Genomic DNA, 22,352 nt, shown 5'->3' on the forward strand with positions numbered 1-22,352 from the left:
CGGAGGTCGGCATGACGCCGGCCTCCGTGTTATACTTTTTACTGCAGAATGAAACGAGCCAATGCGACAAGGTCTTCAATGTCGATTTTTCCATCCTCATTAATGTCGTAGATCTTCACTTCATTCCAATCCGGGCTGCTTGACGTTTTGCCATACGCTTTCGCAACGAGCGCCAGGTCACCCACGCTTACTCTGTCGTCATTGTTCACGTCACCTGGTATGACAGGTTTAACAATCTCAACGGAATGCGTACCACCATTAATTTCCGCCTCGATTCCCTCGCCATCCGCAAGCATGACAAGCGTTACTGCGATATCCGCAATACCCGCTGTGTTCTTGGCCTTGAAGGTGAGCTTAAAGAAAGTCTCATTTGGATGTTGTACGCTGTCATTCACATGAATACCCAGAATTCGAATGCTTCCTTCTTGGCTTTTGTCTGTACCTGCGATGATAAACTTCTCCGCATCCACCGATACTGGCTGGCCGACAAGCTCCAGCTTATCAGCGTCATATTCGATGGTAATATCTTGGGCGTACACTTCCTCTTCCAGGCCCTCAAGACTGTAGGTCACCTCGAATGTTGCTCCAGACTGCACTTGAGCTGGACCTGACAATACGGCTGAGCTAGTCGCCTGGTTTCTGGACTGGGCGAACATCCAATCAAAAATGTTCTTATCTGCGAACGCTTCTTGGCTTGGGCCATACCTGAAGCTGGCATTGGATTGGCCAAGAAGGTTGCTGTACACTTGAGCTTCGGTTTCATGCGGCGTCCAGTCATAGCCAAAATATGGGAAATTATAGGCCTGGTTGGTTTCCAGCACATTCACGTTGGCATTAGCATACAAGCCGCTGACGCCAGCACCGGTTGAGAAATACTGTGTCCAGCTATTACCAGCCCCGTCATTCTTATGCGTATGCGCCCATATGGCGGTTTTTGCGAGCTCGGGGTTCGCCGTAAGCTGTGCCTCGGTCGGCAAGCTGCCTCCTGCAAGTGGAACGATGGCAGAGAGGAACTCAGGATTGCGGCTATAGAAACCGAGGGTGTACATGCTGCCCATCGAGAAGCCGGACATGTAGACACGGTTCAGATCCACCTTGCCCTCAGCAGCCAGTTTCTCCACGTAAGCGATAAGAGCCTCGTTATTGTCCTGATTGTTCGCGTGGTTCTGCGTAGCTATAATGTGCGCGTTGTACTTGCCGGGGTTCTCCAGTTGGCGTTTGGAGAGCACCGCTGCGCCATTCGCGGTTTGCATCGGTGCGAAGAAGTCTCCCGAAGGGCCGCCGCGGCCGCCGCCATGGTTGTAGATGAAGAGAGGAAGCGGACCTTGCTCTTCCCAAGAGTCGTCGATCGAGATCAGGATGTCCATACTGCCTGTGCCGTCCGGGTTCGTTTTGTCCGGGTCAAACTTGTCGAGCGCCGGGTTGACTACCGCTTGCTGAGTGAATCTCGGGGTTACGGACGTACCGTCTGTCAGCTTGATCTCACGATCCACGTTGATGCGGTAATTGAGGATCGCCGAGAAGGCGTTTTGCAGGTTGCCCGACACCATGGCCCCCGATGTATAGCCGTTGGCATTCCAGAACTCCAATTCGATGATGATGTAGCGTCCGCTAGCAGGCGTATCGGTGACGAGGTCGCCTGATCCCGGTGCGGGTGATAGGTAGCCAAGCGGCTCGGGATCGTTGTTGACATAGACTCTCGTAATATTACGCAAGCCATCGAAAATGACGGTCGAACCATCCAGCCTTGTGTTCGTGGCGGCCGCCGTGAACATGTCGGCGCTCAGGTCAGCAAGGTTGGCCGTGTTGCCTTCGCCAAGATCGATGACAACTGCTGTCGTCACATTGCCGACAGAGAAGATGTCGTTGTACACGGTGAACGGCAACTCTCCTGCGTTTGCAGCAGCCTTGAATGTGGCGTGGATCGTGGTGCCGCTTGCGGTAACATTCTCAATGGTGTACGTGTTGTCTGACACAGCCACTTCATCGCCGTTCACCGTAACGGTATCCACTTCAAAGCCGAACGCAGGGTTGAACGTGAAGGTCACGTCTTCGCCATCGTTGACCCAGACATGGCCGGCCAGGGAGGATGGGCTTATACTGCCATTCGCGCCGGATGATGCCATGACGTAGTGCTGAACGCCGGCGGTCACGTTCGGCTCATACAGCCGCAGTGCCGGTGACTGATTGATCTGCTCCAGCAGTTGAGCGGCGCTCGTCGTGTTCGCCGTCCTGCTCTTCGAGGTGAAGCCGTCTTCCGTACTCGTCAGAGCAAAGTTCCACTGGTTATTCCCACCCCAGATGTACAGGGAAACGGTGCCTTCTTCTTCATCCAGAACATGCAGCAGCATGCTCTGCTGGTTGCCATTGATGGCTGCGCCAGTCGTGTTGAGCGGCGCGTGCTGGGCGTTGAAGCTCGATTCCCTTCTCAGCGGTTCCTTGCCTGCACCTGGGCCGGGAGCATTGTTCAACAAATAGTAGCCCGGGCCTTCACCAAGACCGCCGGATGCCGCAGCAGTGTTCGCGCCACGGCCAAACTGCCAGATCATGTCGTCTGTTACTTCGGATGTAATGAGGTCCCCTTCGATGGTTACAGGCTTGGAAGCCATGCCAATCTGAGTGTCGCCGGTGACGTCGCCAGGTGTTTTGATTGTCGCTTGAGCGTTAGATAGCGCGCCGTGCTCGGACACCACGAGATAGCTTTTGCCAATCTCGACATCAGCAGGGTCGACCTGCCTCCACGTGTCGTTTGGTTCTTGCGCTGCCTCCGCATGGCCCGACACAACTAAACCTGCTAACATTGCAAAGCAAACCAAGAGAGCCACCATTCTACGCATTGAGCTACAACTCCTTTTCCTTTTTTGTGGTAAGCTCCTTTTGTAAGTGCTTACAAAGCAAGTATAGTCTGTGTTCATTCAAATTTAAATTCATATCATTGCATCAGTTGTTGTCAAATCTTGCACAAATCTAGATTCGATTAGATCGGACGAGCATACGATTCGCGGTACTCCTTGGGCGTAGCTCCATAGTATTTTTTGAACACGCGGCTAAAGTGACTTTCACCCAAAAAGCCGGTATGCTCTGCGATCTGTATGTTCCTCAAACTCGTGCCAATGAGTAGCTCCGCGGCTTTATTCATCCTCACTTGCGTGACATAAGCCCAATAATTAATACCGAATTCCTGTTTGAACGCGCGGCTTAATTGGTATTTATCAATATCGAATCGATCTGCAACCGTTTGCAAGGTTAGATCCTCTTGATAATCGTTTTCTACATACGTTTTGATCCGGCGGACCGCATCCCTCAGCTTGAATCTGGTTCCCGAAGCGGGCGAGCGAAGGGCTTGCGTACTCTCCGTAATTAATTGTGGCAGGTATGCGGTATCTTGGGCAATCGAGCTAATTCCGACGGACAAGGTGTCCGTTGATGTCGCCATATTGTCCATCACCGTTTCACTGATTTGACGCAAACGATCTTCGGTTAAACCTTCTCCCCCGCCTACTAATACGATTTGCCCGTTGCGGTGTCTCGTACACATGATACAGTGGTTGTTCATATCTGTTTGTCCTTGCAATAAGCATGAATAATCAATTTCCGAGTGCAGACTGTCCTCGAATGTCAAAATCGCATAACGATCGATGGCGAGAATTTCAAATGCTTTCTGCACGTTCATGATGGACTCTGAATCAATCTGTCCGGAGTACACCGTTCGATTGATTTCGCTGAGAATGGCTTGTCGGGCAGCCAATATGGACGTTTCAATCAAATCGCTTAAAGATTTCTTAAGCAATTGCGCATCAACAGGTTTCAGCAAATATTGGGAAGCGCGGAGTCGAAGCGCATCCCTGGCGTATTCGAATTCATCATAAGCGCTTAAGATAATCGTCTGCGGTATTTTTTTTAACCCTTGCATTCGCTCCAACGATTGGATGCCATTTAATAACGGCATATGAATATCCATGATCATGAGATCCGGGAGCAATTGTTCGACCATGGTTGCCGCTTCCTCGCCATCATAAGCATGCTCTACACTTGTTAGTCCAAGCTCCTTCCAATCCATCACTTTGTCTAAATATCGATGCAATGATACTTGGTCGTCAACTATAAGCAGCTTCAACTTGATTCCCCCCTTGAAGATATCAATTTCTAGGCAACACAATATAAACCGTTGTGAATACACCTTCCTTACTTCGGAGCTTCAATCCGTACTGAGGGCCGAATTTTAATCGAATCCGTTGATTGACGTTGAATAGACCTATGCTATCCGGCTTCATGTCCGGTTTGTTTAATTGGCTAGCAAGTTGACGATATCGATTTTTCGCTATACCTCTTCCATTATCATGAATAACGATTAGAATCCCCGGTTTGACGGAAACGACACGAATCGTCATTTTTGCGGATTGCGGATTTTCCCCAAATCCGTGAAGAACTACATTTTCTACTAGTGGTTGCAGGAGCAACTTAAGCACTCTATTTTTCAAAACGTCCTCATCCGGGATGTGAAATTGAATATCAATTCGATTGTCATATTTCTTGTTCACGATATACAAATAATCTTTGACATTTTGAATCTCCTGTTTCAGCTCTACCATCTCTTCCGATTGCTTCATGGAGTACCGCAGCAGTCCGCTCAAGGACAGCACCAAATGGTTGGAGTCTTCCGTATTCCCGCAAACAATCTCGGTTTGCAGCAGCTGCAGCGTATTGAAAAGAAAATGCGGATTGATTTGAGACTGCAGCGTTTTAAGCTCTACTTCTTTTAATGCAATATCTGCTTGATAGTTTTGCTTGACCAGAGATTCGATTCGCAGGTAGCGTCAAGAAGTTTGTGTAGTAAGATTATCCATCGGGACGATGGGTGGTATATAGGTTGTCGTTCTGGTGGCGAGTGTAGCCCAAGCGAAGGCGCGGGAGGCTAGTGCTTGTCGCTCGATCCTCTGGCATACCGCTCACGGTACATGGTATCAAACGCGGCTTTCGTGTCGGAATCAACGAAGCCTCGTATGGCTCTACCGCACCATTTTTCATTGTAATCCGTCGCCTGCAAGTAAATAATCTTTTCGGCTGCTTCAATGTTGGTCAAGCTATTCATTGGCTTAAGGCGTTTGCGGAGTTCTTTGTTCATTCGCTCAATCGGGTTGGTCGTGTAGATGGCAGGCCAGGTGAGCGCGGGATACTTGTAAAAGGTCAGAAGTGTTGACAGCTGTTCCTCCCAAGACTTCACCTCTTTTGGGTATTGCTTGCGCCACTTCTCCTTGAATCCTTCAAAGACCGCGCGTGCCACATCGCCATCAATGGCCGAGTACACTTGCTTGAGGTCAGCGAGAAATTCGGTTTTGTCTGCGACACGGATTTTGGGGAACGTCGCCCGCACTTTGTGGACGATACAGTGCTGGACGTCAGCCATCGGATAGATTTCCTGAAAGGCTTCCTCCAGGCCGGGTAAGCCGTCAAACACACCGAGCAGCACTTCGGTCGCACCACGCTTCTGAAGGTCTTTCAGGACCTCACGCCAGCCGTTTGAGCTTTCGTGACCGCCGACGTAGAAACCAAGAATTTCACGAATGCCTCTCTCGTCGATCCCCATGGCCAAGTACACGGCTTCACTGCTGACCGAGTTGCGTTTGAGTTTGACGTAAAGTCCATCGAGATAGATGACGGAGTACCGCTTCTCCAGAGGGCGATTCTGCCATGCCTCAATGTCTTCCATGACCGTCTGCGTGATGTTGCTGATCGTGGTGGGCGAGTAGTGGGTACCGAACATAGACTCAATGAACTTGGCGACCTCCCGCGTGCTCATGCCGCCTTTGTACATGTGAATGATGGTTTCCTCCAACCACCCCTCACGCCGCTGGTACGGCTCAAACAAACGAGTATGGAACGTACCCTTTCGATCGCGTGGAACCCGTAAGGCTCGAATTGTTCCGTGCTGGGTCTGGAAGCTTCGTTTGTAGTGTCCGTTCCGGCTATTGCGTACATGCGGTTGTTCGACGCTCAGGTGGTTTTTAATTTCTTCTCGCAAGAGAAGTTCCAGCTTCTCTTGCAGCAGCTGGGTAACAGAATTTTCAAGTAGATTGCTGTACATGGTTTCGGGTATAGTATTCATCGAGTAGGGTTCCTCCTTGGTGATCTTAGCAATCCCGAGGATACCCTACTTTTTTATGTTTTGGATAGACTCCAAATCATGGTACACAAACTATTGTACTTCACCGATTCGCACGACTAACTCCCTAAATTTATCGCCTATTACGTCCAGCTCGCGATATTTGTAATTATTCTTAATCACATAGATGTCATCTTTTCCAATTTTGTCTAAGTTGGAGAGCAAACTTCCGAAGGGGAGAGAGATTTTAGCGGTGATCAAGATTGAAATCAGGATGTTAAGCAACAAGCACAACCAAATAAAGTCGATCAGATTAGATTTTAACGAGTCTGCTTGTTCGTTAATGACCGACTTTGGAATCGTTGAGATGATACTCCAGCCTTCTACAGCAGTAGGGTGAAAAATGACAAGGGTTTCATCTCCATCAAGCTCTGTCATGAAACTTCCAGAAAATCCGGGATGAATACGTTCGATGCCTGTGAAGTTAAGCTTTGTGCCGATTGCAGCTATCTCTCTGTGTGCGATGATGTTCTGCTCATTATCGATCATAAAGATGCTTTCATTGTTTTGATAATAGCTTAATTCAAACATCGCATTGATTTTGGCAATATCCAAGTTAGCGACGACAGCGCCGATCGTCTTGAGCGTGTAATCCTTTACTGGGAGAGCGATCGATAACGTAGGCAGGTTATGTTTTGAAATATTACTTTTGAAATAGTAGTCCTGCATATGAAGTCCAAGCGCGATGAAACCCTTGCTTCCCGTTTCCGAAATGGCCTGCTTAAACCAAGTCTGCCCAGTGAATGAATAGTCCCATTGCAGAGACTTTCTTCCATCTAGGTTGTTTACATAATCATTCTTCCCTAATATTAAAATATCGCTAATCATAGACTGCAAAGAAGATACGCCGAAAGCTACGTCAGCGATATTCCTTTCATGCTGGATTCGCCCTCCGATATCCATTTCCCTCCCTGGTATCATCATCCTGCGAACGGAGTGATCGCCAGCCAGAAGGACAAGCGAGCGAGTAGCTTCTTCTAGATTAAAGCTCAGACCACGTGCCGCTTGCTCCATCACCTTATAGCTGGACTGCGTAACTTCCCTGGTAAGACTTGCTGTTGAATCGCGTACAGATAACAATCCGAGCAGCAATAAGAGCAGGATATTTACGACCAAATAGGAGAACAAGATCGTTCGAATAATGGTATTTCCGATTAGAGAACGAATTAAAAATTTGATTCCAGTGTTCTTCATCCCGCACTTCCTTTAAGCGCTTTCAAATTCGTTTTATAATATAAAACATCGTTTCTTATTATATATGGCCACATAATAGCAAATGAGAATGAAGATGTCCATGTAAATTTTCCTGGGCAGTTGATTCCGGCTTTGACCGTTTTCAGTCACAGAAACCGCCTCAACCTCGAGCGTGACAAGGGATTGGGCGGTTAACATGTTTTTTTGTTTGGTTTGGATCAGCCTTTAACAGCACCGGCAGCGATTCCCTTGACGATATGCTTTTGCATGAAGATAAAGAAAAGGAATATCGGCACCAAGGTAACGACCGTAAGTGTCATAAACATCGGCCAATGCACGGTAAATTCACCTTTCGCTCGATAAATTTGCAGAACAAGCGTTGAGTTGGAGGACGAGTTTAGAAACAGCATAGGTGCCAAAAAGTCGTTCCATATCCACATCGTCTGAAAAATAACAGCCGTCGTCGAGATCGGTTTCAGGAGTGGGAAAATAATCCTCCAAAAGATGCCCCACACGCTGCAACCGTCTATGACCGCCGCTTCAGATAGCTCCCGCGGGATCGTTCTCATATACCCCATCATAAGGAAGAATACAAAAACGGAGCCATTCAAGTATAGCGCAATGAGACCGTAGAGCTTGTCGATTAGATTCAATCCAGTCATCAGCTGGAACAATGGGATCAGTGTCGCCTGAAATGGAATCATGAATCCTGCTAACAAATAGAGCATAGCAAATCTTGTTACACGATTCGCATTGAAAACAACCGGATAGGCCCCCATTGCGCCAATGATCACAACCAGGGTTACTGAAAAGAAGGTGATGGTCAAGCTATTTCCAAAGCTGCGCAAGAGTGCAGTTTCTTCAAAAACTTGTACGTAATTCGTTAGGATCCACTCTTTAGGTAAGCCTATCGGGTTCCTCGTAGCATCTTGCATCGTTTTGAAGGTATTAATAATGATTAAATAAAACGGAAAAAAAACAGCTAATCCTATAGGGAGCATGACTAGATCGAGAATCCAATTGCGTTTTTGAGAAGTCGTCGTCATTACAAGTCCTGCTCCCTTCGTTGCATCATTGTCACCTGGAAGATTGCGATCGCTAATACAATGAGGAAAAATACGACTGACATCGCCGATGCAAGACCGTATTGTGCCTCTGTGATTCCCTTTTGCACGATCACCTGGGTGACGGTTAACGTCTCGAAACCAGGCCCGCCCTTCGTCAATGCAAATGGAATTTCGAACACTTTTAGTCCGCCTGTAAGGAGTAACATCACGCTAACGGTCATCGCAGGAGCGAGTAATGGCAAGGTAACATATCGGAATTGCTGAAAGCGATTCGCCCCATCTATGGAGGCGGCCTCGTAATAATCTTTAGGGATTGACTGCAAGAAGGCTAAGTACAACACGGCATGCCAACCGGTGATCGCCCAAGTAGCAACGAAAATGGTAGACCACTTCGCAAGAAGCGGGTCTGACAGCCAAGGCTGTGCCCCGATGTTAAACAACTGATTGAGGATCTTATTTAATACGCCAGACCCAATCGGTGCCAGAATAAATCCCCATATATAGGCGATTAGCAACCCACTTGGAATGGAAGGGAAGAAAAAAATGGCCCGATGCAAATTCCTTGTTAAAAACTTTTGATCCAACACCATCGCAAGCGGTATGGCTAAGACCGTGACAAGCAAAGCCTTGCCAAATGTAAATAACAGCGTATAGGATATGGAAGCACGTATCGCATCATCAACAAATAACCGTTTATAGTTTCTAAAACCTACAAAATCATAGATATTTGAATATCCACCGAAGTTAGTAAAGCTTAAAAATAGAGATTGCAATAATGGATAGATGGTAAACAAGGTATACACAATGAGAATGGGAAGCAAAAAGGACTGGAACTGTAGCTGTCGTTTAAGTTTGTTCATGGTTTTGCCTCCAAATTCGAATAGTCAAAGAGAGGGAGCAGGCTGCCCCCTCCCCCTCAATCCTCTAATGCTGATTACTCATCCATTTCCTTCAATTTATTGTCAAGGGATGCGGTTGCTTCTTCCGGCGTTATTTTGTTGGTCGCGATGTCTTGGAACGATACTAGAAATTGGAGTCGAAGTGCTTCTTGGTGGCGATTCCATGATACCATCGGCAAGTAAATTCGCCCTTCCATGAGTCCATCTCTATAGGCCGGTTCGTACGCTGGGTGTACTTCAGTATTATAGCCATGAACCGTTATGATGCCGCCCGTACCTTCTTCGAACTCCTTCAACCCTTCAGTTGTTGTCAAGTATTCAAGGAATAGCAAAGCCTCTTCTTTGTGTTGCGTCTTCTTATTGACGGCAAAGCCTACACCTGGCGCTCCGTTGTAATACGTGTTGCCAGGCTCCTTACCCGGGATCCCCATAATTTCGAACTCGATATCCGGATTAATTTCCTCAATCGTCGGGATGTTCCAAGGGCCACCAGGGACCATAGCTACGTTCTCAAGAGCGAACTCGTTCATAACTTGCTCACTCGTCAGACCGATCATGTCAGGGGACAGAATGCCATTGTCGATCAGCCCTTCTTTCCACATCGTTAACACTTCGGTCCAGCCCTCCGAAAATGTTGCCTCGCCATTAAAGAGCTTTTCGTCAAACGCTGGGTCCTTCGATAGTACATTCGCACCAAACATTGCGGAATGAATAATGGTAATATCATGCATTCTGTCATACAGCGGAAGAATGCCAGCATCCTTTAATTGCAAGGACATTTGAACGAATTCATCCCATGTTTGTGGCAATTCAGTTATGCCGGCCTGTTCAAATAATTTCTTGTTATAAAATAAGCCGCCTGCCCAACCTGCTTGTGAGAACGCGTAGATTCTTCCATCTTTGCTAACCATCGGTTTGTTGCTGTCCAACATAACGGACATGAACGGCTCATCGGTCAAATCTAGCGCGAAGTCGCCATCGATAATCTCATTGCGATTTTCCGCAGCGATGATGAATAGATCAGGGGCCGTATCAGACAACAGCATCGTCTGCAGTTTCGCTATGTAATCTGTAACCGGTGGAGCAAACTGAAAATCGAAGGAGATATGTGGATATTTCGCTTGGAAACCGTCCAGGACGGGCTTCATTTCTTTTTCATTGTTCCAGGCAAGGATGCTCAGCTTGACCGGTGTCGGTGCTTCTTCACCAGTCGTATTGGTGCTGCTCGTATTTTGATTGCCCGGAGTGCCCGTATTACTCGTATTGGTATTGGTGTTACTACTGCAGGCACCGAGCACAACGGACAAACAAAGAACAGTGGTTAATAGCAGCGAAGACGTTTTCTTCATTTCGTAAACCCCCTATAGCATCATTGTGTTTGTGTTAAGCACTGGCTGAAAGCACTTACACGTTGAGTATACTGCTTGCTCGCTCAAATTTGAATTCATATCATTGCATCATTTGTTGTCAAATCTTGCACAGGTGTATGTTCGAAACCATTTGAATACGCTGCAAAAGTATTCGGAAGCTTATGCGGGCAAGAATCGGCGAAAAGGCTGTCCCGAAAGTCATCTGGGGATGACTTTTTGAGACAGCCTTTTTTTGTGTATGGAGTTTAGGGGATGTAGAAATCTTTGATTACGGCGAAGCGCTATGCGGTCAAAGATCCTAACGTATGTGAAGAAAGGGCACCGGTGGCACAACGATTGTATCCTCATTAACCTGTTCAAATAAAATTCCTAGGACGAAGGGATCTTCCCTAATAGAATTAGTATTACTATTATAATTGAAATAAATAATAATATATAACTACTTATTATAGTACTTTTGATATTTCTTTTAGTTGGTTTATTTTTCAATAAATTGGTGGATGAGGTTCGATAAGAAAACTCAGGAAAAAAGATTCTCATCAATCCAGACCCCCCCCAACAAAACAAAAACTATAATTGACATAAAGAGTCGATCAGATATATCCATCTGTTTGCCCCCTGAATATTTCCCCATTCCAGATTTGGATCAATCGTCCTTTTAAAGGGTGTTGATTCATTATAGAACATATATTATTCTCCGAACAATCCAATTCCTTAGCCGTTGATTACGCGCTGAAATGTGGAGGGAATTTAGACTTTTGAACCTATGGAGCCTAGGGGGATGTATGAATCTTTGATTATATGGCTGACGAAGCGTATTCGACGGGGACTTTTAGCGGTAGATTCAAACGCCGTACTCCTCCGCTTCGCTCCGTCCGTGCGGGCGAACCCCCTTCTCGGGGTTCATCACCCCCTAGGCAATCCATACGAAAAACGCCATCACATGATTGTGATGGCGTTCTTGTTCGTATGGAGCCTAGGGGGATCGAACCCCTGACCTCATCGCTGCCAGCGATGCGCTCTCCCAGCTGAGCTAAGGCCCCGTATTCCTACATCTTATGTAACTGGAGCTTACGTTCCGTGTTCATAAGTTTATGTGGCAACAGAATAGATAATATCATAAATTCGATTTGTGTGTCAACACTTTTCATAAACTTTTTCAGCCATTTCCCTGGCACTCTTAATCCCCCTTCTCCTCGCTTGACTTATTACTACATTATGTAGTAGATTGTTAATACTACGTAGTGTAGTAATACCATCGTTATGGACGCATAACGTGAAGAAGAGGTGTACTGCAATGAACCAGGTTCATAAGTTGTCAGATACAGAAATGGAGCTCATGGAGGCGATCTGGGCGAGCGATCCGCCGGTGACGTCTACCGAGCTGCTAACCCAATTTGCAGAGAAAGGCCGTGACTGGAAGGCTCAGACGATGTCCACGTTCCTATCGCGGCTCGTGGAGAAAGGCGCACTGGCTACAACCAAAGAAGGCCGTACCAATAAGTACGTCCCCCGCATCACTAGAGAAGCGTACAAACTGGCTGAAACCCAGAACGTACTGGACGATTTGTATCAAGGCTCTGTAAAGAACCTAATCTCGGCGCTTTACGACGGCGACAAGCTTTCCAAGCAAGATATCAATGAGCTGAAGCAATGGTTTTCGGAGAAGTAGGCCATGATGACTCTTCTTCTTGACTGGCTCGTGTCGTTAACCGTCGCCGGGAGCGTGGTCGTGGCTTGCAGCTTGCTGCTGCGTTTGCTTCCTGTTCAGGATATGCCAGCCTTATGGCGCTACAAACTCAACCAGTTGGCTGTCTTCTTCTATCTTGTGCCGCTAGCAATCGTTGTTCAATGGCTGACTCCCTTTTTGACATCCTGGTTCGCTGCGGCTCATAGCACATCAGACGCACCTGACACTGGAGCGGTTTTGCTACCCGCAGGCTCGTCCGCGACTACGATTCCCGTATCTGCTGCTGCCCTTATCTTGACCGTGTGGGCTGTAGGTGCGCTAAGTTATATCAGTTGGCAGATCTATCAATATCGGAGATTCGTCCGTTTGCTCGAACGTTCGGGCACCGACGTGCCGCCTAATAGTGATGCTTCATTAGAACTAGCCCATTACAAAACGTTTCTTTCGCTCAAGCGCCCGGTCAGGCTCGCCTATAGCGAGTTGATTCGCACGCCTTTGCTGGTAGGCTTATGGCGTCCAACAATCTACCTCCCCCGACAAGCGGCTGCGGAGATGGATCTGGGGATGGTCCTCCATCACGAACTCATTCATCTGAAGCACAAGGATCTCTGGATTAAGGCATCGGTATTGTGCGTAACTGCACTACAGTGGTTTAACCCGCTGGTCTACTTGCTCCGCCGCGAAATCCAGACCTGGAGCGAGTTGGCGTGCGATGAACAAGTGGTCAAAACCATGTCCCATCGTGAGCGTAAACGCTATGGTCAGACGATTCTGAGTGTGATGACAGATTCACGATCCGTACCCACGCAATTTTGTGCTTCCTTGTCCTCTGAAGGCCAACATCTAAAAAGGAGATTAACCCTTATGCTGACTGTGAAACAAATGAAAAAGAAGACACTCATTCTATTGGCCGGATCCGGCCTGCTCGTCGCTGCCTTGGGCACATCTGCGGCTGTCTGGGCATCCGACAATGCGCCTTCGATCGAACCCGCTCCAGCCGAACTGTCACCTGTAACTGATCCAGCGCCATCCAAGGTGGAGCCTCTTCCCGCACCTTCGGATGCGTCGGAGGCTCACACCATTCCAATCGAGCTCTATCCCGCAGCATCCAAAGTGGCTGATGACTATCCAAGCGAACTGTATGCTGTTTCGGACGAAGAGATTCCAGCTCCAGATAGGGTCACGGAAGCCCGCCCCGTGCCGCAGGACCAATATGAGATTGCACCAGGTGTAGCGGAAACTGTCCCAGCGGAGGAGAAGCCGTTACTTGTCCCTGCTGATGAGACAGGCGTGGATAATGTTCCAGACGTGTCCATCTCTGAACCACCGTTTGTCTCTGAGTCCGATAATATCCCTGCTGAGGCGCCACCTACCGATGAGGTCAGAACTGTCCCCGCAAGTGAGAAATAAGTAGCTAACCATTCCATACCCGTCCTTCAAACACTGCCCTTGGGCAGTGTTTTTACGCTCTTCCCGAACGTTCATAGTGTCGTTGTCGACTGGCGGGAATATGTTTTCTGTTCATTATTCTATGACATGCCACAAAAAAAATGCATGACAAACAGGTGTAAAATGCAGCATTTACACCTGTATCATGGTTTATACATAAGAATTAATTAGACAAGGACAGAATTAAACTCACAGCCTCCGCACGCGTTGCAAGGACATGCGGCGCAAACACATTGCCCTCTCGTCCGTTCATCAGTCCAGCTGCATGAGCTGCGGCTACTTCGGCTCTGGCCCAGTCAGGAATGTCCGCGGCGTCTGCAAAGGTCAATGTAGCGTCAGGTGTGGTCTGGAGCTGGTGCGCACGGACAATAATGACTGCCAGCTCAGCACGGGTAATGCGCTGCGCTGGTCGGAACGTGCCATCCTCGTAACCACCGATGATGCCCGCTCCAGCAATTGGCGCAAGATAAGGCTCCACCCAAGCCGGTATGTCCTGCTCATCCGAGAAGCTAGCATACGTAGATGGCTCCTCATTAGCTGGCAGCGCACGTCCCAGCATGGCCACAAATTCCGCCCGGCTCACCTGTCCATTAGGACGGAAGGTGTTATCCTCATAGCCATTGACGATCCCCTTGCTCACAGCTTGCTCGATCGCGGATTTTGCCCAATGATTCGTCAGATCCGTGAAATCAGGAGAAGGTGCGACAGGCTCTTCAGGCCCTGGCGCTGGCTGCTCCGGCTGGGTGGGCTGCTCAGGCTCAGGGTCCACTGGTTCTGTAGGCTCCTGCTCCCCTTGCCATTCCTCGATTGAGTCCTTATCCAGCTGCAGCTCTACCTTGTACTCGTGATCATACAGGAAGGTCGGACTGACCTGCCAGTAGATCTTCACCCAGCCCTCAAGCTTCTCACTCAGATCGTCAACCTCAAACGAGACGACTCGGGTATTGGCTTGCTCGTTCTCCACTACCGTCTCCGGTGTCGCAAGCCCGTTGCCAGTGTCGATTTTGAACCCAATAATCTCCTTGCTCTGCTTTAGAGTCACTTCTACCGTCAACTTGCCGTTTTGCACAATGAGCTTGCCCGGAGTCACGACATAATCCTGCATGACGGAGACCTGGTCGGTATTGTGCTTCAGGAAGGTGTAGTCCAGGCTGTACACACCATCAGCCAGCTGCTGCCCTGTCTCTGCCGCGTATGCGATAGAAGGTCCTTGTTGATTTGTACCGGAAATCGCGGCCCCAGGTGACACCGGTGTTAGCAGAACAGCCATGAGTGCTACAGATGCAGCCGTTGTTTTTATGTACGTATTCAAAATAAAAGCCCTCCACCCTCAATTGATTATCATTCTCATTAACCCAATTGATAAAAGCATACCGCATCCTTCCAGCAGCTGTCAAATTTTTTTTCGTTTAATTTTGCATCGTATGTTTATCATCCTGAAAATAATTATTAAAGACTATCCCCTGGCTCTGACGATGCCCGGTACGTTACAGTCGACGCGTGGCGGGTTTGCCAGCAAATAGAGGAAGAAAGGTGTGTCACAGCTGACAACCAGCGGTTAGCGGACACATCTTGCCGAAGCAACCAAAATTCTTAACGACAAAAAAACAGAGGCATCGCTGCCACTGTTTTTTCGACCATCCTCATGTTCGTTTCGAACGTCTACAGACCAATACAAATTAACGCTCCCTGCTACCGCCCGTCCTTGTCAGACATCGGATGCTTGGATAGCAAACCGGTCAGCTCTTTCATGAACATGTTGATATCCTTGAACTGCCGGTATACCGAGGCGAAGCGCACGTAAGCGACTTCATCAATCGGGTACAGCTGCTCCATCACCAGCTCGCCGATCTGGAAGCTCTCGACCTCAGCCTGTGCCGTGGTCCGAATCTCCTTCTCCACCTCGGAGACGATAACCTCCAACTGATCAATAGAGACTGGTCGCTTCTCGCAGGCTCGGATCAACCCGCGCAGGATTTTATCGCGGCTGAACTCTTCGCGGCTGCCGCCTTTCTTGATGACGATAAGCGGCGTCTCCTCGATCATCTCGAAGGTCGTGAACCGTCGGCTGCACTGCTCGCATTCGCGCCGTCTGCGGATCGATTTATTTTCGTTGGCCGGTCTGGAATCCAGCACCTTGGTACCCGCATAATCGCAATAGGGACATTTCATGTTCGTCATTCCCTCCGTTCTCTTAAAGTATGGGGACAATAATTACCATGTATTCTCGGTTATGATCAGACGAAAATCGCACATAATACTTTTACCAACCGCAAGGAGGTGACACACATGAGCCAAAACCGCAGCAGCAACCAACTGGTCGTACCACAAGCAACAGCAGCGCTGGACCAAATGAAATTCGAGGTAGCGCAAGAGCTGGGTATTGCTATTCCGCAAGACGGATACTACGGCAATATGGCAACTCGCGATGCGGGTTCCATCGGGGGTTATATTACCCGCCGCCTGGTACAGATCGCTGAGCAATCCCTTGCCGGGCAATACAAATAATACTAAGTCTTAATTCGAAAGCCTTGACCACTGCCGAAAGTCAGCCGGTCAAGGCTTTCTTTGGTGTAATGGACGCTAGCCAATTTCACTCTATATAGAACGTCCCTGCCTTCCGTCAAAGTGTCGGATATAAGGACTTATACTTTTCATAGTAATAAAAAACGCGCTTCACATAATGCCTCGTCTCTCCGAACGGAACATCGCTCAATTGATCAAGGGTGCCGTCCCACACCTGCTCCGACATCCAGCGCTTCACATTGCCGGGACCCGCGTTGTACGCGGCCACTGCCGCGATCGTATTCTGATCGAATTGCTTGCTCAGGGAATGAATATACCATGACCCCATCTCGATGCTTACATCCGCGCGATGATGGATGTCATCCATGGTCACAGAAGTAAAATTGGCTTGATCGATAATCCAGTCGGCTGTGTCCGGCATGATCTGCATGATGCCCAGCGCGCCTTTGGACGACTCACGCCCGGTCTGGTAGTTGGTCTCCGAGCGGATGATTGCCGCCAGCAGATATGGATCCACCTTGTAATTGCTTGCACTGGCACGTATATCCTCCCGATAATGAATCGGATACATCATCTGTTCGATACGATCCGAGCGGATGAACAACACGACGGTAGCGACAACTACCGCCAGCAGTACAACTGTACGCATCAGTCGTCTCACCGTTTCACCGCCTTCCGCATAAAGGCTTCCACTTGCTGCTCCGTCTCCTCGAGCGATCCGCTGTTGTCGATGACCCAATCGGCCCTGCTGCGCTTCTCTTCGATATCCATCTGCAGCCCGATTCTCGAGAGCGCCTCTTCCTCCGTCATCCCGGGGGAGCGCGCCAGCAGCCGCTCGACCTGCAAGGGCTGGGGTATGTATACCACTAGCACGCCTTCGTACAGCCCGGCTTGTCCAGTCTCGAATAGCAGCGGTACATCGGCCACCGCCAGTCGGTCAGGGTCCTCGTCTTCATATTGCTGGAGCCGGCTCTGCATCCGCTCTCGGATAGCCGGGTGAAGGATCGCTTCCAGCTCCTTCAACCTCTCCCGGTTGCCGAATACCAGCTTGCCCAGCCCCGGACGATCAAGTGTCCCATCCGCCGAGAGCACGGCTTGTCCGAACTGCCGGACGACGGCTGCGAGCGCGGGCTCGCCCGGCATCACCACTTCCCTGGCGACTTGATCCGCATCCGTCAGTGCGGCGCCGCGGGCCGCCAGCATCGCCGCGACTGTGCTTTTGCCGCAGGCGATGCCGCCGGTCAATCCGATTTTCATTAGTCTCACTCACCTCATTTTCACTCTACAGCCTACAACAACTTTAGAATGCCCATCAAGATCAGGATGACTCCCGGCAGCAGCGATAATGCGCGCATCCGCTCCGATGCTGCGAACCGGAGACCAACGCGCAGCCCCATCAGCAGGAAACTGCCGCTGGCCCCGGCGATCAGCAGCGAGGTCCAGAGCGGCGAAAAGCCGAGCATGGCTGCTCCGAGGCCTGCTCCGAACGCATCGAGCGATAATGCGCAGCCCAGCAGTACCGCCTCTGAAGCGGAGATCGTGCCCGAGCGGTCCATGTCCGCCGCCTGGGGCTTGCGCAGGATGTGGATGACGATCCCGAGCCGTTTGAGCTCGACGATCATCACCATCGACGGCGACAAAGCCGGCAGCATTGCAGTGTCCGTATGTGTAGGAACGTCATCCCGCACAAATACATCTTGTTCGCGATTCCCAACAGACGAATCCTCGGGCTCCCTGTTCGTCCGCCGGATGAATTGGATGATCGCGAACAACCCGATGCCGATCAGGATAAACGCGCCGATGAACTGACCGACCACCGGCGGCAAGTAACCCGCCAGCCACTGTCCAGCGATCATGGACAGACCGATCACTAGACCGGAGCAGCCGGCGATGATCAGGATCGACAAGAACGGGATCCGGATTTTGCGCAGGCCGTAGGTGACGCCGACTCCAAATCCGTCCAGACTGACAGCACAGGCCAGCAGGATCAGCGATACCAAATGCGCCAGCATGAGATGTGTCCCTCCTCACGTAGGCGCGGCTTAGGCGCGCCCATGTCTGTTACACATCATATGCAGGCGCCCACCGGGAGTGCATCCATCGTCCGCTTTTGATCACGAAGTGGTTCAGGGAAGCCAACTCGACATCGAATCTTGAATGTAGTCGAATAAGAGTTTCCGAAGGAAACTAGCTTCGTAAGCTTCATCCTAGGTGCTCACGTAGCCTAATGCTTCCGAAGTCGTTTTCACCGAAAACGTGGACGCTCCTCACTTCCTCCTGCCTCCAACCTTCTCGGTGCTGAAAAGCGGACTTTTTTGATTACGAAGTGGTCTCGGCAGTCCGGCTCGTCCCTGCTTTGGCCCCCGCTTGTTTCCGGCGCTTGGGAGCGGCTGTCGCCCCGCGGGGCGCCCGCTGGCAGCGGTCGCAGATATGCGTACCGCGGCCGATGACCGCAAACTTGACGATACTGCGCCCGCAGCTCGGGCACGGCTGGTCCTGCCGTCCATAGACGGACAGGCTGTGCTGGAACATCCCCATCTCGCCTTGGCCGTTCACATAGGACTTGATCGAAGAGCCGCCCGCTTCAACGGCCTGTCCGAGCGTGACGACGATAGCCTCATGGAGCCGCTGCCACTCCGGTCGTGTCAGACTGTCAGCGGACCGCTCCGGATGGATGCGGGCCAGGAACAGTGCTTCATCGACATAGATATTCCCCAAACCGACGACATATTCCTGATTGAGCAGCAGCGGCTTGATCCGCGTGCTCTTCCGCGAGAGCATGCGCCTCAACTCCGAAGATGTAAAAGCTTCGGAGAACGGCTCCACGCCCAGACGGTTAAGCGGGGGGAGCAGGAACTCCTCTCCGGGTTCGAATAGATGCATCGTGCCGAACTGGCGGACATCTTTATATCGCAAGGCGGTGCCATCCGTAAAATGAAATATGACGTGTGTGTGCTTCTCGATCGGCTCCTCCTCGCGGAACAGCCCGTAGCGGCCTTCCATGCGCAGATGAGAGACGAGCACCAGCCCGTCCATAATCACACGCAGGAATTTGCCCCGCCGCTCGACGGTCTCGATCGTCCGTCCTGCCAGCGCACCGGCAAAGATCTCCGGTTCCTCTGGTCGCTGGATGATGCGCGGCAGCCGCACTGTGACCCGCTCGATCGTTTTTCCCGCGACGAGTTCGATCAGCGTTCGCCGCACGGTCTCTACCTCCGGCAATTCCGGCATGCTGTCAACACCTCCTTTTCCATTATAACCGAGACCACCTTATTTCGTCTCATACCAATTGGCACCGAAGCTGACATCCGCGCGCAGCGGCACATCCAGCTCGATGGCCGATTCCATCACCTGAGGCACCAGCTCCTGCATCGTCTCCAGCTCCTCCTGCGGCACTTCGAAGACAAGTTCGTCATGCACCTGCAGGAGCATCCGGCTGCGCAGCTTGCGCGTGCGCAATTGTTCGTCCATCCGCACCATCGCCAGCTTGATGATATCCGCCGCCGTCCCCTGGATCGGCGTGTTCATCGCCGTGCGCTCCGCGAACGAGCGGACGTTGAAGTTGGATGCCTTGATCTCCGGCAGATAACGCCGCCGCTCGAGCAGCGTCGTCACGTAGCCGTCATTGCGCGCCTGCTGGACGATATTGTCCATATAAGCACGCACGCCCTGGAACGCATCGAAGTACTGATCGATGAAACGCTGCGCTTCTTTGCGGGTAATATTGAGGTTCTGCGACAAGCCAAAATCGCTGATCCCGTACACGATGCCAAAGTTGACTGCCTTGGCCTGCCGACGCATATTGCCGTCAACCTCGCTCTCGCTGACGCCGAACACATCCATGGCCGTCTTCGTGTGGATATCCATGTTATGGATAAATGCTTCCTTCAGCCCTTCATCCCCGGAGATATGGGCCAGGACCCGCAGCTCGATCTGCGAATAGTCGGCCGCCAGGATCGACCATCCGGCTTCCGACGGCACGAATGCTTTGCGGATCTTACGGCCTTCCTCCAGACGGATCGGGATGTTCTGCAGATTGGGGAACTGGCTGCTCAGCCGTCCCGTTGCCGCGATCGTCTGCCGGAAGTACGTATGCACCTTGCCGGTGTCCTGGCGAATCTCCTTCAGCAGCCCCTCGATATACGTCGACTGCAGCTTGGTCAGCTGCCGGTAATGCAGGATCGACGGGATGATGCCGTGATACGGCTCCAGCTTGTCCAGGACATCCACGTCCGTGGAATAACCGGTCTTGGTCTTCTTGATGACCGGCAGGCCCAGCTTCTCGAACAGGATCTCTCCCAACTGCTTCGTAGAGCCGATGTTGAATTCGGTTCCTGCATGCGAGTAGACCTCTTGCATCGCGGTGGCAATCCGGCTCTCGATCTCGCTGCCTAGCCTGCTGAGCTCCTCGGACTGCACGGTGATCCCCTGCTTCTCCATACCCGCCAGGATCGAGGACAGCGGCAGCTCCAGCTCGTAATACAGCTTGTGCATGCCGCTTTTCTCCAGCTCCTCCTGCTGGATCTGCATCACGGCATAGACTGAATGCGCCTTGCGGGCGATATGCGCATGCAGCGTCTCCGGCTCCGGCACTTTGAACTTGGCGCCTTTGCCGTAGACGTCCTCATCCGCTGGGACGGCCGGCAGCCGGTAACGGTGCGTCAGCCCATTAAGCGTGTGATCGGGATCAGTCGGATCGAGCAGATACGCCGCCAGCTGCACATCAAAGCTGACGCCGCGCAGCTCGATGCCGCGCCAGCTCAGGGCGAGCTGGGACTTGTGCATATCATATCCCCGCTTCTCGCGCCCCGCATCTCCCATCCAGCCCCGGATCGCCGCCGCTTCCTCGCTCGCCAGCAGCTCTGCGGGGACGACATACACCTGCTCTCCCGTTGTGAAGGCGACCGCCAGCAGCTCTGCATGATGAGGATTCTCGCCGACCGCTTCGACCAGCAGACTCTCGATCTGTGGGAGCGCCGCTTCCAACGCCTGCAGCTCAGCCGCTCCCGCGGCCGTGATCACCTCAAGCTCCGGCAGCTCCACTGCCTCGCCGCTGTCTCCTGCGGAGGATGGCAGATCCAGCCGTTCCAGCAGCGACCGGAACTCCAGCTTGCGCAGCGCCTGACCGAGCACGGCCGGATCATAGCCGTCGTACTTCATGCCTTCGGGTCCTTGCTCCAGCGGCACCTCGCGGTAGATCGTCGCGAGCTGCTTGCTCATGCGCGCATCCTCCTGATGCGTCTCGACCCGTTCCTTCATCTTCCCCTTGAGCGAGCCGCTGGCTTCGAGCACCGCCTCTACCGAGCCGTATTCATGCAGCAGCTTGAGCGCTGTCTTCTCGCCGACGCCCGGGATGCCGGGGATGTTGTCCGAGGCATCCCCCATCAGCCCCTTCAGATCGATGATCTGCAGCGGCTCCAGGCCATACCGCTCCTTGATCGCAACCGGGTCGTAGCGCTCGACCTCGCTGACGCCTTTGCGCGTCAGCGCCACCGTCACCTGCTCCGAGGCGAGCTGCAGCAGATCCTTGTCGCCGCTCACGACCAGCGCCGGGATCCCCTGTTCATCCGCCAGCCGCGTCAGCGTGCCGATGATATCATCCGCCTCATAGCCTTCCAGCTCGAAGCGGGCGACGCCAAAGGACGTGAGCAGATCCTTGAGCAGCGGGAACTGGCCCGACAGCTCCGAAGGCGTCTTCTCGCGGCCGGCTTTATACTCCGCATAGCCTTCATGGCGAAACGTCGTCTTGCCGGCATCAAACGCGACCATGATATGCGTCGGCTGCTCTTCCTCGATCAGCTTCAGCAGGATCGTCGTAAAGCCGAACACCGCGTTCGTATACTGCCCGGCGCTATTGGTCAAAGGCGGCAACGCAAAGAACGCGCGGTAGGCGATACTGTTGCCGTCGATCAACATCCATTTATCCATCAAGGCACCTCACTCATTAACATGTCTTTCATCTATCATATCACAAAATATCCCCGCAAAGTGGAG

Annotated in this window: 18 protein-coding genes and 1 tRNA gene; 3 read left to right on the plus strand and 16 right to left on the minus strand. The window is 51.3% G+C overall.

Annotated elements, in window-relative coordinates; all coding sequences use genetic code 11:
- Positions 1–38 precede the first annotated feature (38 nt).
- The 9 genes from ABC336_RS04640 to ABC336_RS04680 all read right to left on the minus strand — a co-directional run bounded on the left by ABC336_RS04640 (position 39) and on the right by ABC336_RS04680 (position 11,736).
- Entirely contained in the window at positions 39–2,783 is a 2,745-nt protein-coding gene (locus tag ABC336_RS04640; protein WP_413237560.1) for a cohesin domain-containing protein, read from the minus strand.
- Positions 2,784–2,977: 194 nt separating this feature from the next.
- Positions 2,978–4,117: a response regulator transcription factor gene (locus ABC336_RS04645; RefSeq protein ID WP_413237561.1), complete on the minus strand. Its 1,140-nt coding sequence runs from the start codon at positions 4,115–4,117 to the stop codon at positions 2,978–2,980.
- 22 nt (positions 4,118–4,139) lie between these two features.
- On the minus strand, positions 4,140–4,811 hold the full coding sequence (locus ABC336_RS04650; protein ID WP_413242437.1) for a sensor histidine kinase: 672 nt from the start codon (positions 4,809–4,811) through the stop codon (positions 4,140–4,142).
- A 104-nt stretch (positions 4,812–4,915) separates the two neighbouring features.
- The gene (locus ABC336_RS04655; RefSeq protein ID WP_413237562.1) at positions 4,916–6,106 is read right to left on the minus strand and encodes an IS256 family transposase; all 1,191 of its coding nucleotides are present in this window, start codon (positions 6,104–6,106) and stop codon (positions 4,916–4,918) included.
- Positions 6,107–6,196: 90 nt separating this feature from the next.
- Positions 6,197–7,357 carry a cache domain-containing protein gene (locus tag ABC336_RS04660; RefSeq protein WP_413237563.1) on the minus strand — a complete coding sequence of 387 codons (1,161 nt, stop codon included), beginning with the start codon at positions 7,355–7,357 and terminating at the stop codon, positions 6,197–6,199.
- Between the two features lie 218 nt (positions 7,358–7,575).
- On the minus strand, positions 7,576–8,403 hold the full coding sequence (locus tag ABC336_RS04665; protein WP_413237564.1) for a carbohydrate ABC transporter permease: 828 nt from the start codon (positions 8,401–8,403) through the stop codon (positions 7,576–7,578).
- On the minus strand, positions 8,403–9,284 hold the full coding sequence (locus ABC336_RS04670; RefSeq protein ID WP_413237565.1) for a carbohydrate ABC transporter permease: 882 nt from the start codon (positions 9,282–9,284) through the stop codon (positions 8,403–8,405). Before ABC336_RS04670 ends, ABC336_RS04665 begins: the two co-directional genes overlap by 1 nt.
- A 74-nt stretch (positions 9,285–9,358) precedes the next feature.
- Complete coding sequence (locus tag ABC336_RS04675) at positions 9,359–10,672, minus strand: ABC transporter substrate-binding protein (RefSeq protein ID WP_413237566.1); 1,314 nt, start codon at positions 10,670–10,672, stop codon at positions 9,359–9,361.
- A gap of 991 nt (positions 10,673–11,663) precedes the next feature.
- A tRNA-Ala gene (locus tag ABC336_RS04680) sits at positions 11,664–11,736 on the minus strand.
- Positions 11,737–11,990: 254 nt separating this feature from the next.
- Between ABC336_RS04680 and ABC336_RS04685 the strand changes: the two genes are divergently transcribed.
- Both ABC336_RS04685 and ABC336_RS04690 read left to right on the plus strand, forming a co-directional pair.
- Complete coding sequence (locus ABC336_RS04685) at positions 11,991–12,365, plus strand: BlaI/MecI/CopY family transcriptional regulator (RefSeq protein ID WP_413237567.1); 375 nt, start codon at positions 11,991–11,993, stop codon at positions 12,363–12,365.
- A 3-nt stretch (positions 12,366–12,368) separates the two neighbouring features.
- Complete coding sequence (locus ABC336_RS04690) at positions 12,369–13,793, plus strand: M56 family metallopeptidase (protein ID WP_413237568.1); 1,425 nt, start codon at positions 12,369–12,371, stop codon at positions 13,791–13,793.
- A 202-nt stretch (positions 13,794–13,995) separates the two neighbouring features.
- On the opposite strand, the gene ABC336_RS04695 is transcribed toward ABC336_RS04690, so the two are convergent.
- Together ABC336_RS04695 and nrdR are read right to left on the minus strand one after the other, a co-directional pair.
- A complete protein-coding gene (locus ABC336_RS04695; protein ID WP_413237569.1) occupies positions 13,996–15,144 on the minus strand; it encodes an S-layer homology domain-containing protein in 1,149 nt (382 codons plus the stop codon).
- A 380-nt stretch (positions 15,145–15,524) separates the two neighbouring features.
- Positions 15,525–16,004, minus strand: a complete 480-nt coding sequence (gene nrdR / locus ABC336_RS04700) for a transcriptional regulator NrdR (RefSeq protein ID WP_020620600.1) — start codon at positions 16,002–16,004, stop codon at positions 15,525–15,527.
- A gap of 117 nt (positions 16,005–16,121) precedes the next feature.
- Between nrdR and ABC336_RS04705 the strand changes: the two genes are divergently transcribed.
- Positions 16,122–16,340, plus strand: coding sequence for an alpha/beta-type small acid-soluble spore protein (locus ABC336_RS04705; RefSeq protein ID WP_413237570.1), 219 nt, complete (start codon positions 16,122–16,124; stop codon positions 16,338–16,340).
- A gap of 115 nt (positions 16,341–16,455) precedes the next feature.
- Here ABC336_RS04705 and ABC336_RS04710 read toward each other — a convergent pair whose 3' ends face one another.
- The 5 genes from ABC336_RS04710 to polA form a co-directional block, all read right to left on the minus strand.
- The gene (locus ABC336_RS04710; protein WP_413237571.1) at positions 16,456–17,019 is read right to left on the minus strand and encodes a lytic transglycosylase domain-containing protein; all 564 of its coding nucleotides are present in this window, start codon (positions 17,017–17,019) and stop codon (positions 16,456–16,458) included.
- Positions 17,016–17,615 carry a dephospho-CoA kinase gene (gene coaE / locus ABC336_RS04715; protein WP_413237572.1) on the minus strand — a complete coding sequence of 200 codons (600 nt, stop codon included), beginning with the start codon at positions 17,613–17,615 and terminating at the stop codon, positions 17,016–17,018. Before coaE ends, ABC336_RS04710 begins: the two co-directional genes overlap by 4 nt.
- A gap of 32 nt (positions 17,616–17,647) precedes the next feature.
- Positions 17,648–18,370, minus strand: coding sequence for an MntP/YtaF family protein (locus ABC336_RS04720; protein ID WP_413237573.1), 723 nt, complete (start codon positions 18,368–18,370; stop codon positions 17,648–17,650).
- 307 nt (positions 18,371–18,677) lie between these two features.
- A complete protein-coding gene (mutM, locus tag ABC336_RS04725; RefSeq protein WP_413237574.1) occupies positions 18,678–19,589 on the minus strand; it encodes a DNA-formamidopyrimidine glycosylase in 912 nt (303 codons plus the stop codon).
- A gap of 39 nt (positions 19,590–19,628) precedes the next feature.
- Positions 19,629–22,286, minus strand: a complete 2,658-nt coding sequence (polA, locus tag ABC336_RS04730) for a DNA polymerase I (RefSeq protein WP_413237575.1) — start codon at positions 22,284–22,286, stop codon at positions 19,629–19,631.
- Between the last annotated feature and the right edge of the window lie 66 nt (positions 22,287–22,352).

The organism is Paenibacillus jepli, from assembly GCF_047238105.1.
Taxonomy (GTDB): Bacteria; Bacillota; Bacilli; order Paenibacillales; family Paenibacillaceae; genus Paenibacillus_D.

What these genes read in the sequence shown, in the direction of transcription:
- ABC336_RS04655 (WP_413237562.1), bottom strand. Translation starts at nt 6,106, where the DNA reads ATGAATACTATACCCGAAACCATGTACAGCAATCTACTTGAAAATTCT.
- ABC336_RS04660 (WP_413237563.1), bottom strand. Translation starts at nt 7,357, where the DNA reads ATGAAGAACACTGGAATCAAATTTTTAATTCGTTCTCTAATCGGAAAT.
- ABC336_RS04665 (WP_413237564.1), bottom strand. Translation starts at nt 8,403, where the DNA reads ATGACGACGACTTCTCAAAAACGCAATTGGATTCTCGATCTAGTCATG.
- ABC336_RS04670 (WP_413237565.1), bottom strand. Translation starts at nt 9,284, where the DNA reads ATGAACAAACTTAAACGACAGCTACAGTTCCAGTCCTTTTTGCTTCCC.
- ABC336_RS04675 (WP_413237566.1), bottom strand. Translation starts at nt 10,672, where the DNA reads ATGAAGAAAACGTCTTCGCTGCTATTAACCACTGTTCTTTGTTTGTCC.
- ABC336_RS04685 (WP_413237567.1), top strand. Translation starts at nt 11,991, where the DNA reads ATGAACCAGGTTCATAAGTTGTCAGATACAGAAATGGAGCTCATGGAG.
- ABC336_RS04690 (WP_413237568.1), top strand. Translation starts at nt 12,369, where the DNA reads ATGATGACTCTTCTTCTTGACTGGCTCGTGTCGTTAACCGTCGCCGGG.
- nrdR (WP_020620600.1), bottom strand. Translation starts at nt 16,004, where the DNA reads ATGAAATGTCCCTATTGCGATTATGCGGGTACCAAGGTGCTGGATTCC.
- ABC336_RS04705 (WP_413237570.1), top strand. Translation starts at nt 16,122, where the DNA reads ATGAGCCAAAACCGCAGCAGCAACCAACTGGTCGTACCACAAGCAACA.
- coaE (WP_413237572.1), bottom strand. Translation starts at nt 17,615, where the DNA reads ATGAAAATCGGATTGACCGGCGGCATCGCCTGCGGCAAAAGCACAGTC.
- ABC336_RS04720 (WP_413237573.1), bottom strand. Translation starts at nt 18,370, where the DNA reads ATGCTGGCGCATTTGGTATCGCTGATCCTGCTGGCCTGTGCTGTCAGT.
- mutM (WP_413237574.1), bottom strand. Translation starts at nt 19,589, where the DNA reads ATGCCGGAATTGCCGGAGGTAGAGACCGTGCGGCGAACGCTGATCGAA.
- polA (WP_413237575.1), bottom strand. Translation starts at nt 22,286, where the DNA reads ATGGATAAATGGATGTTGATCGACGGCAACAGTATCGCCTACCGCGCG.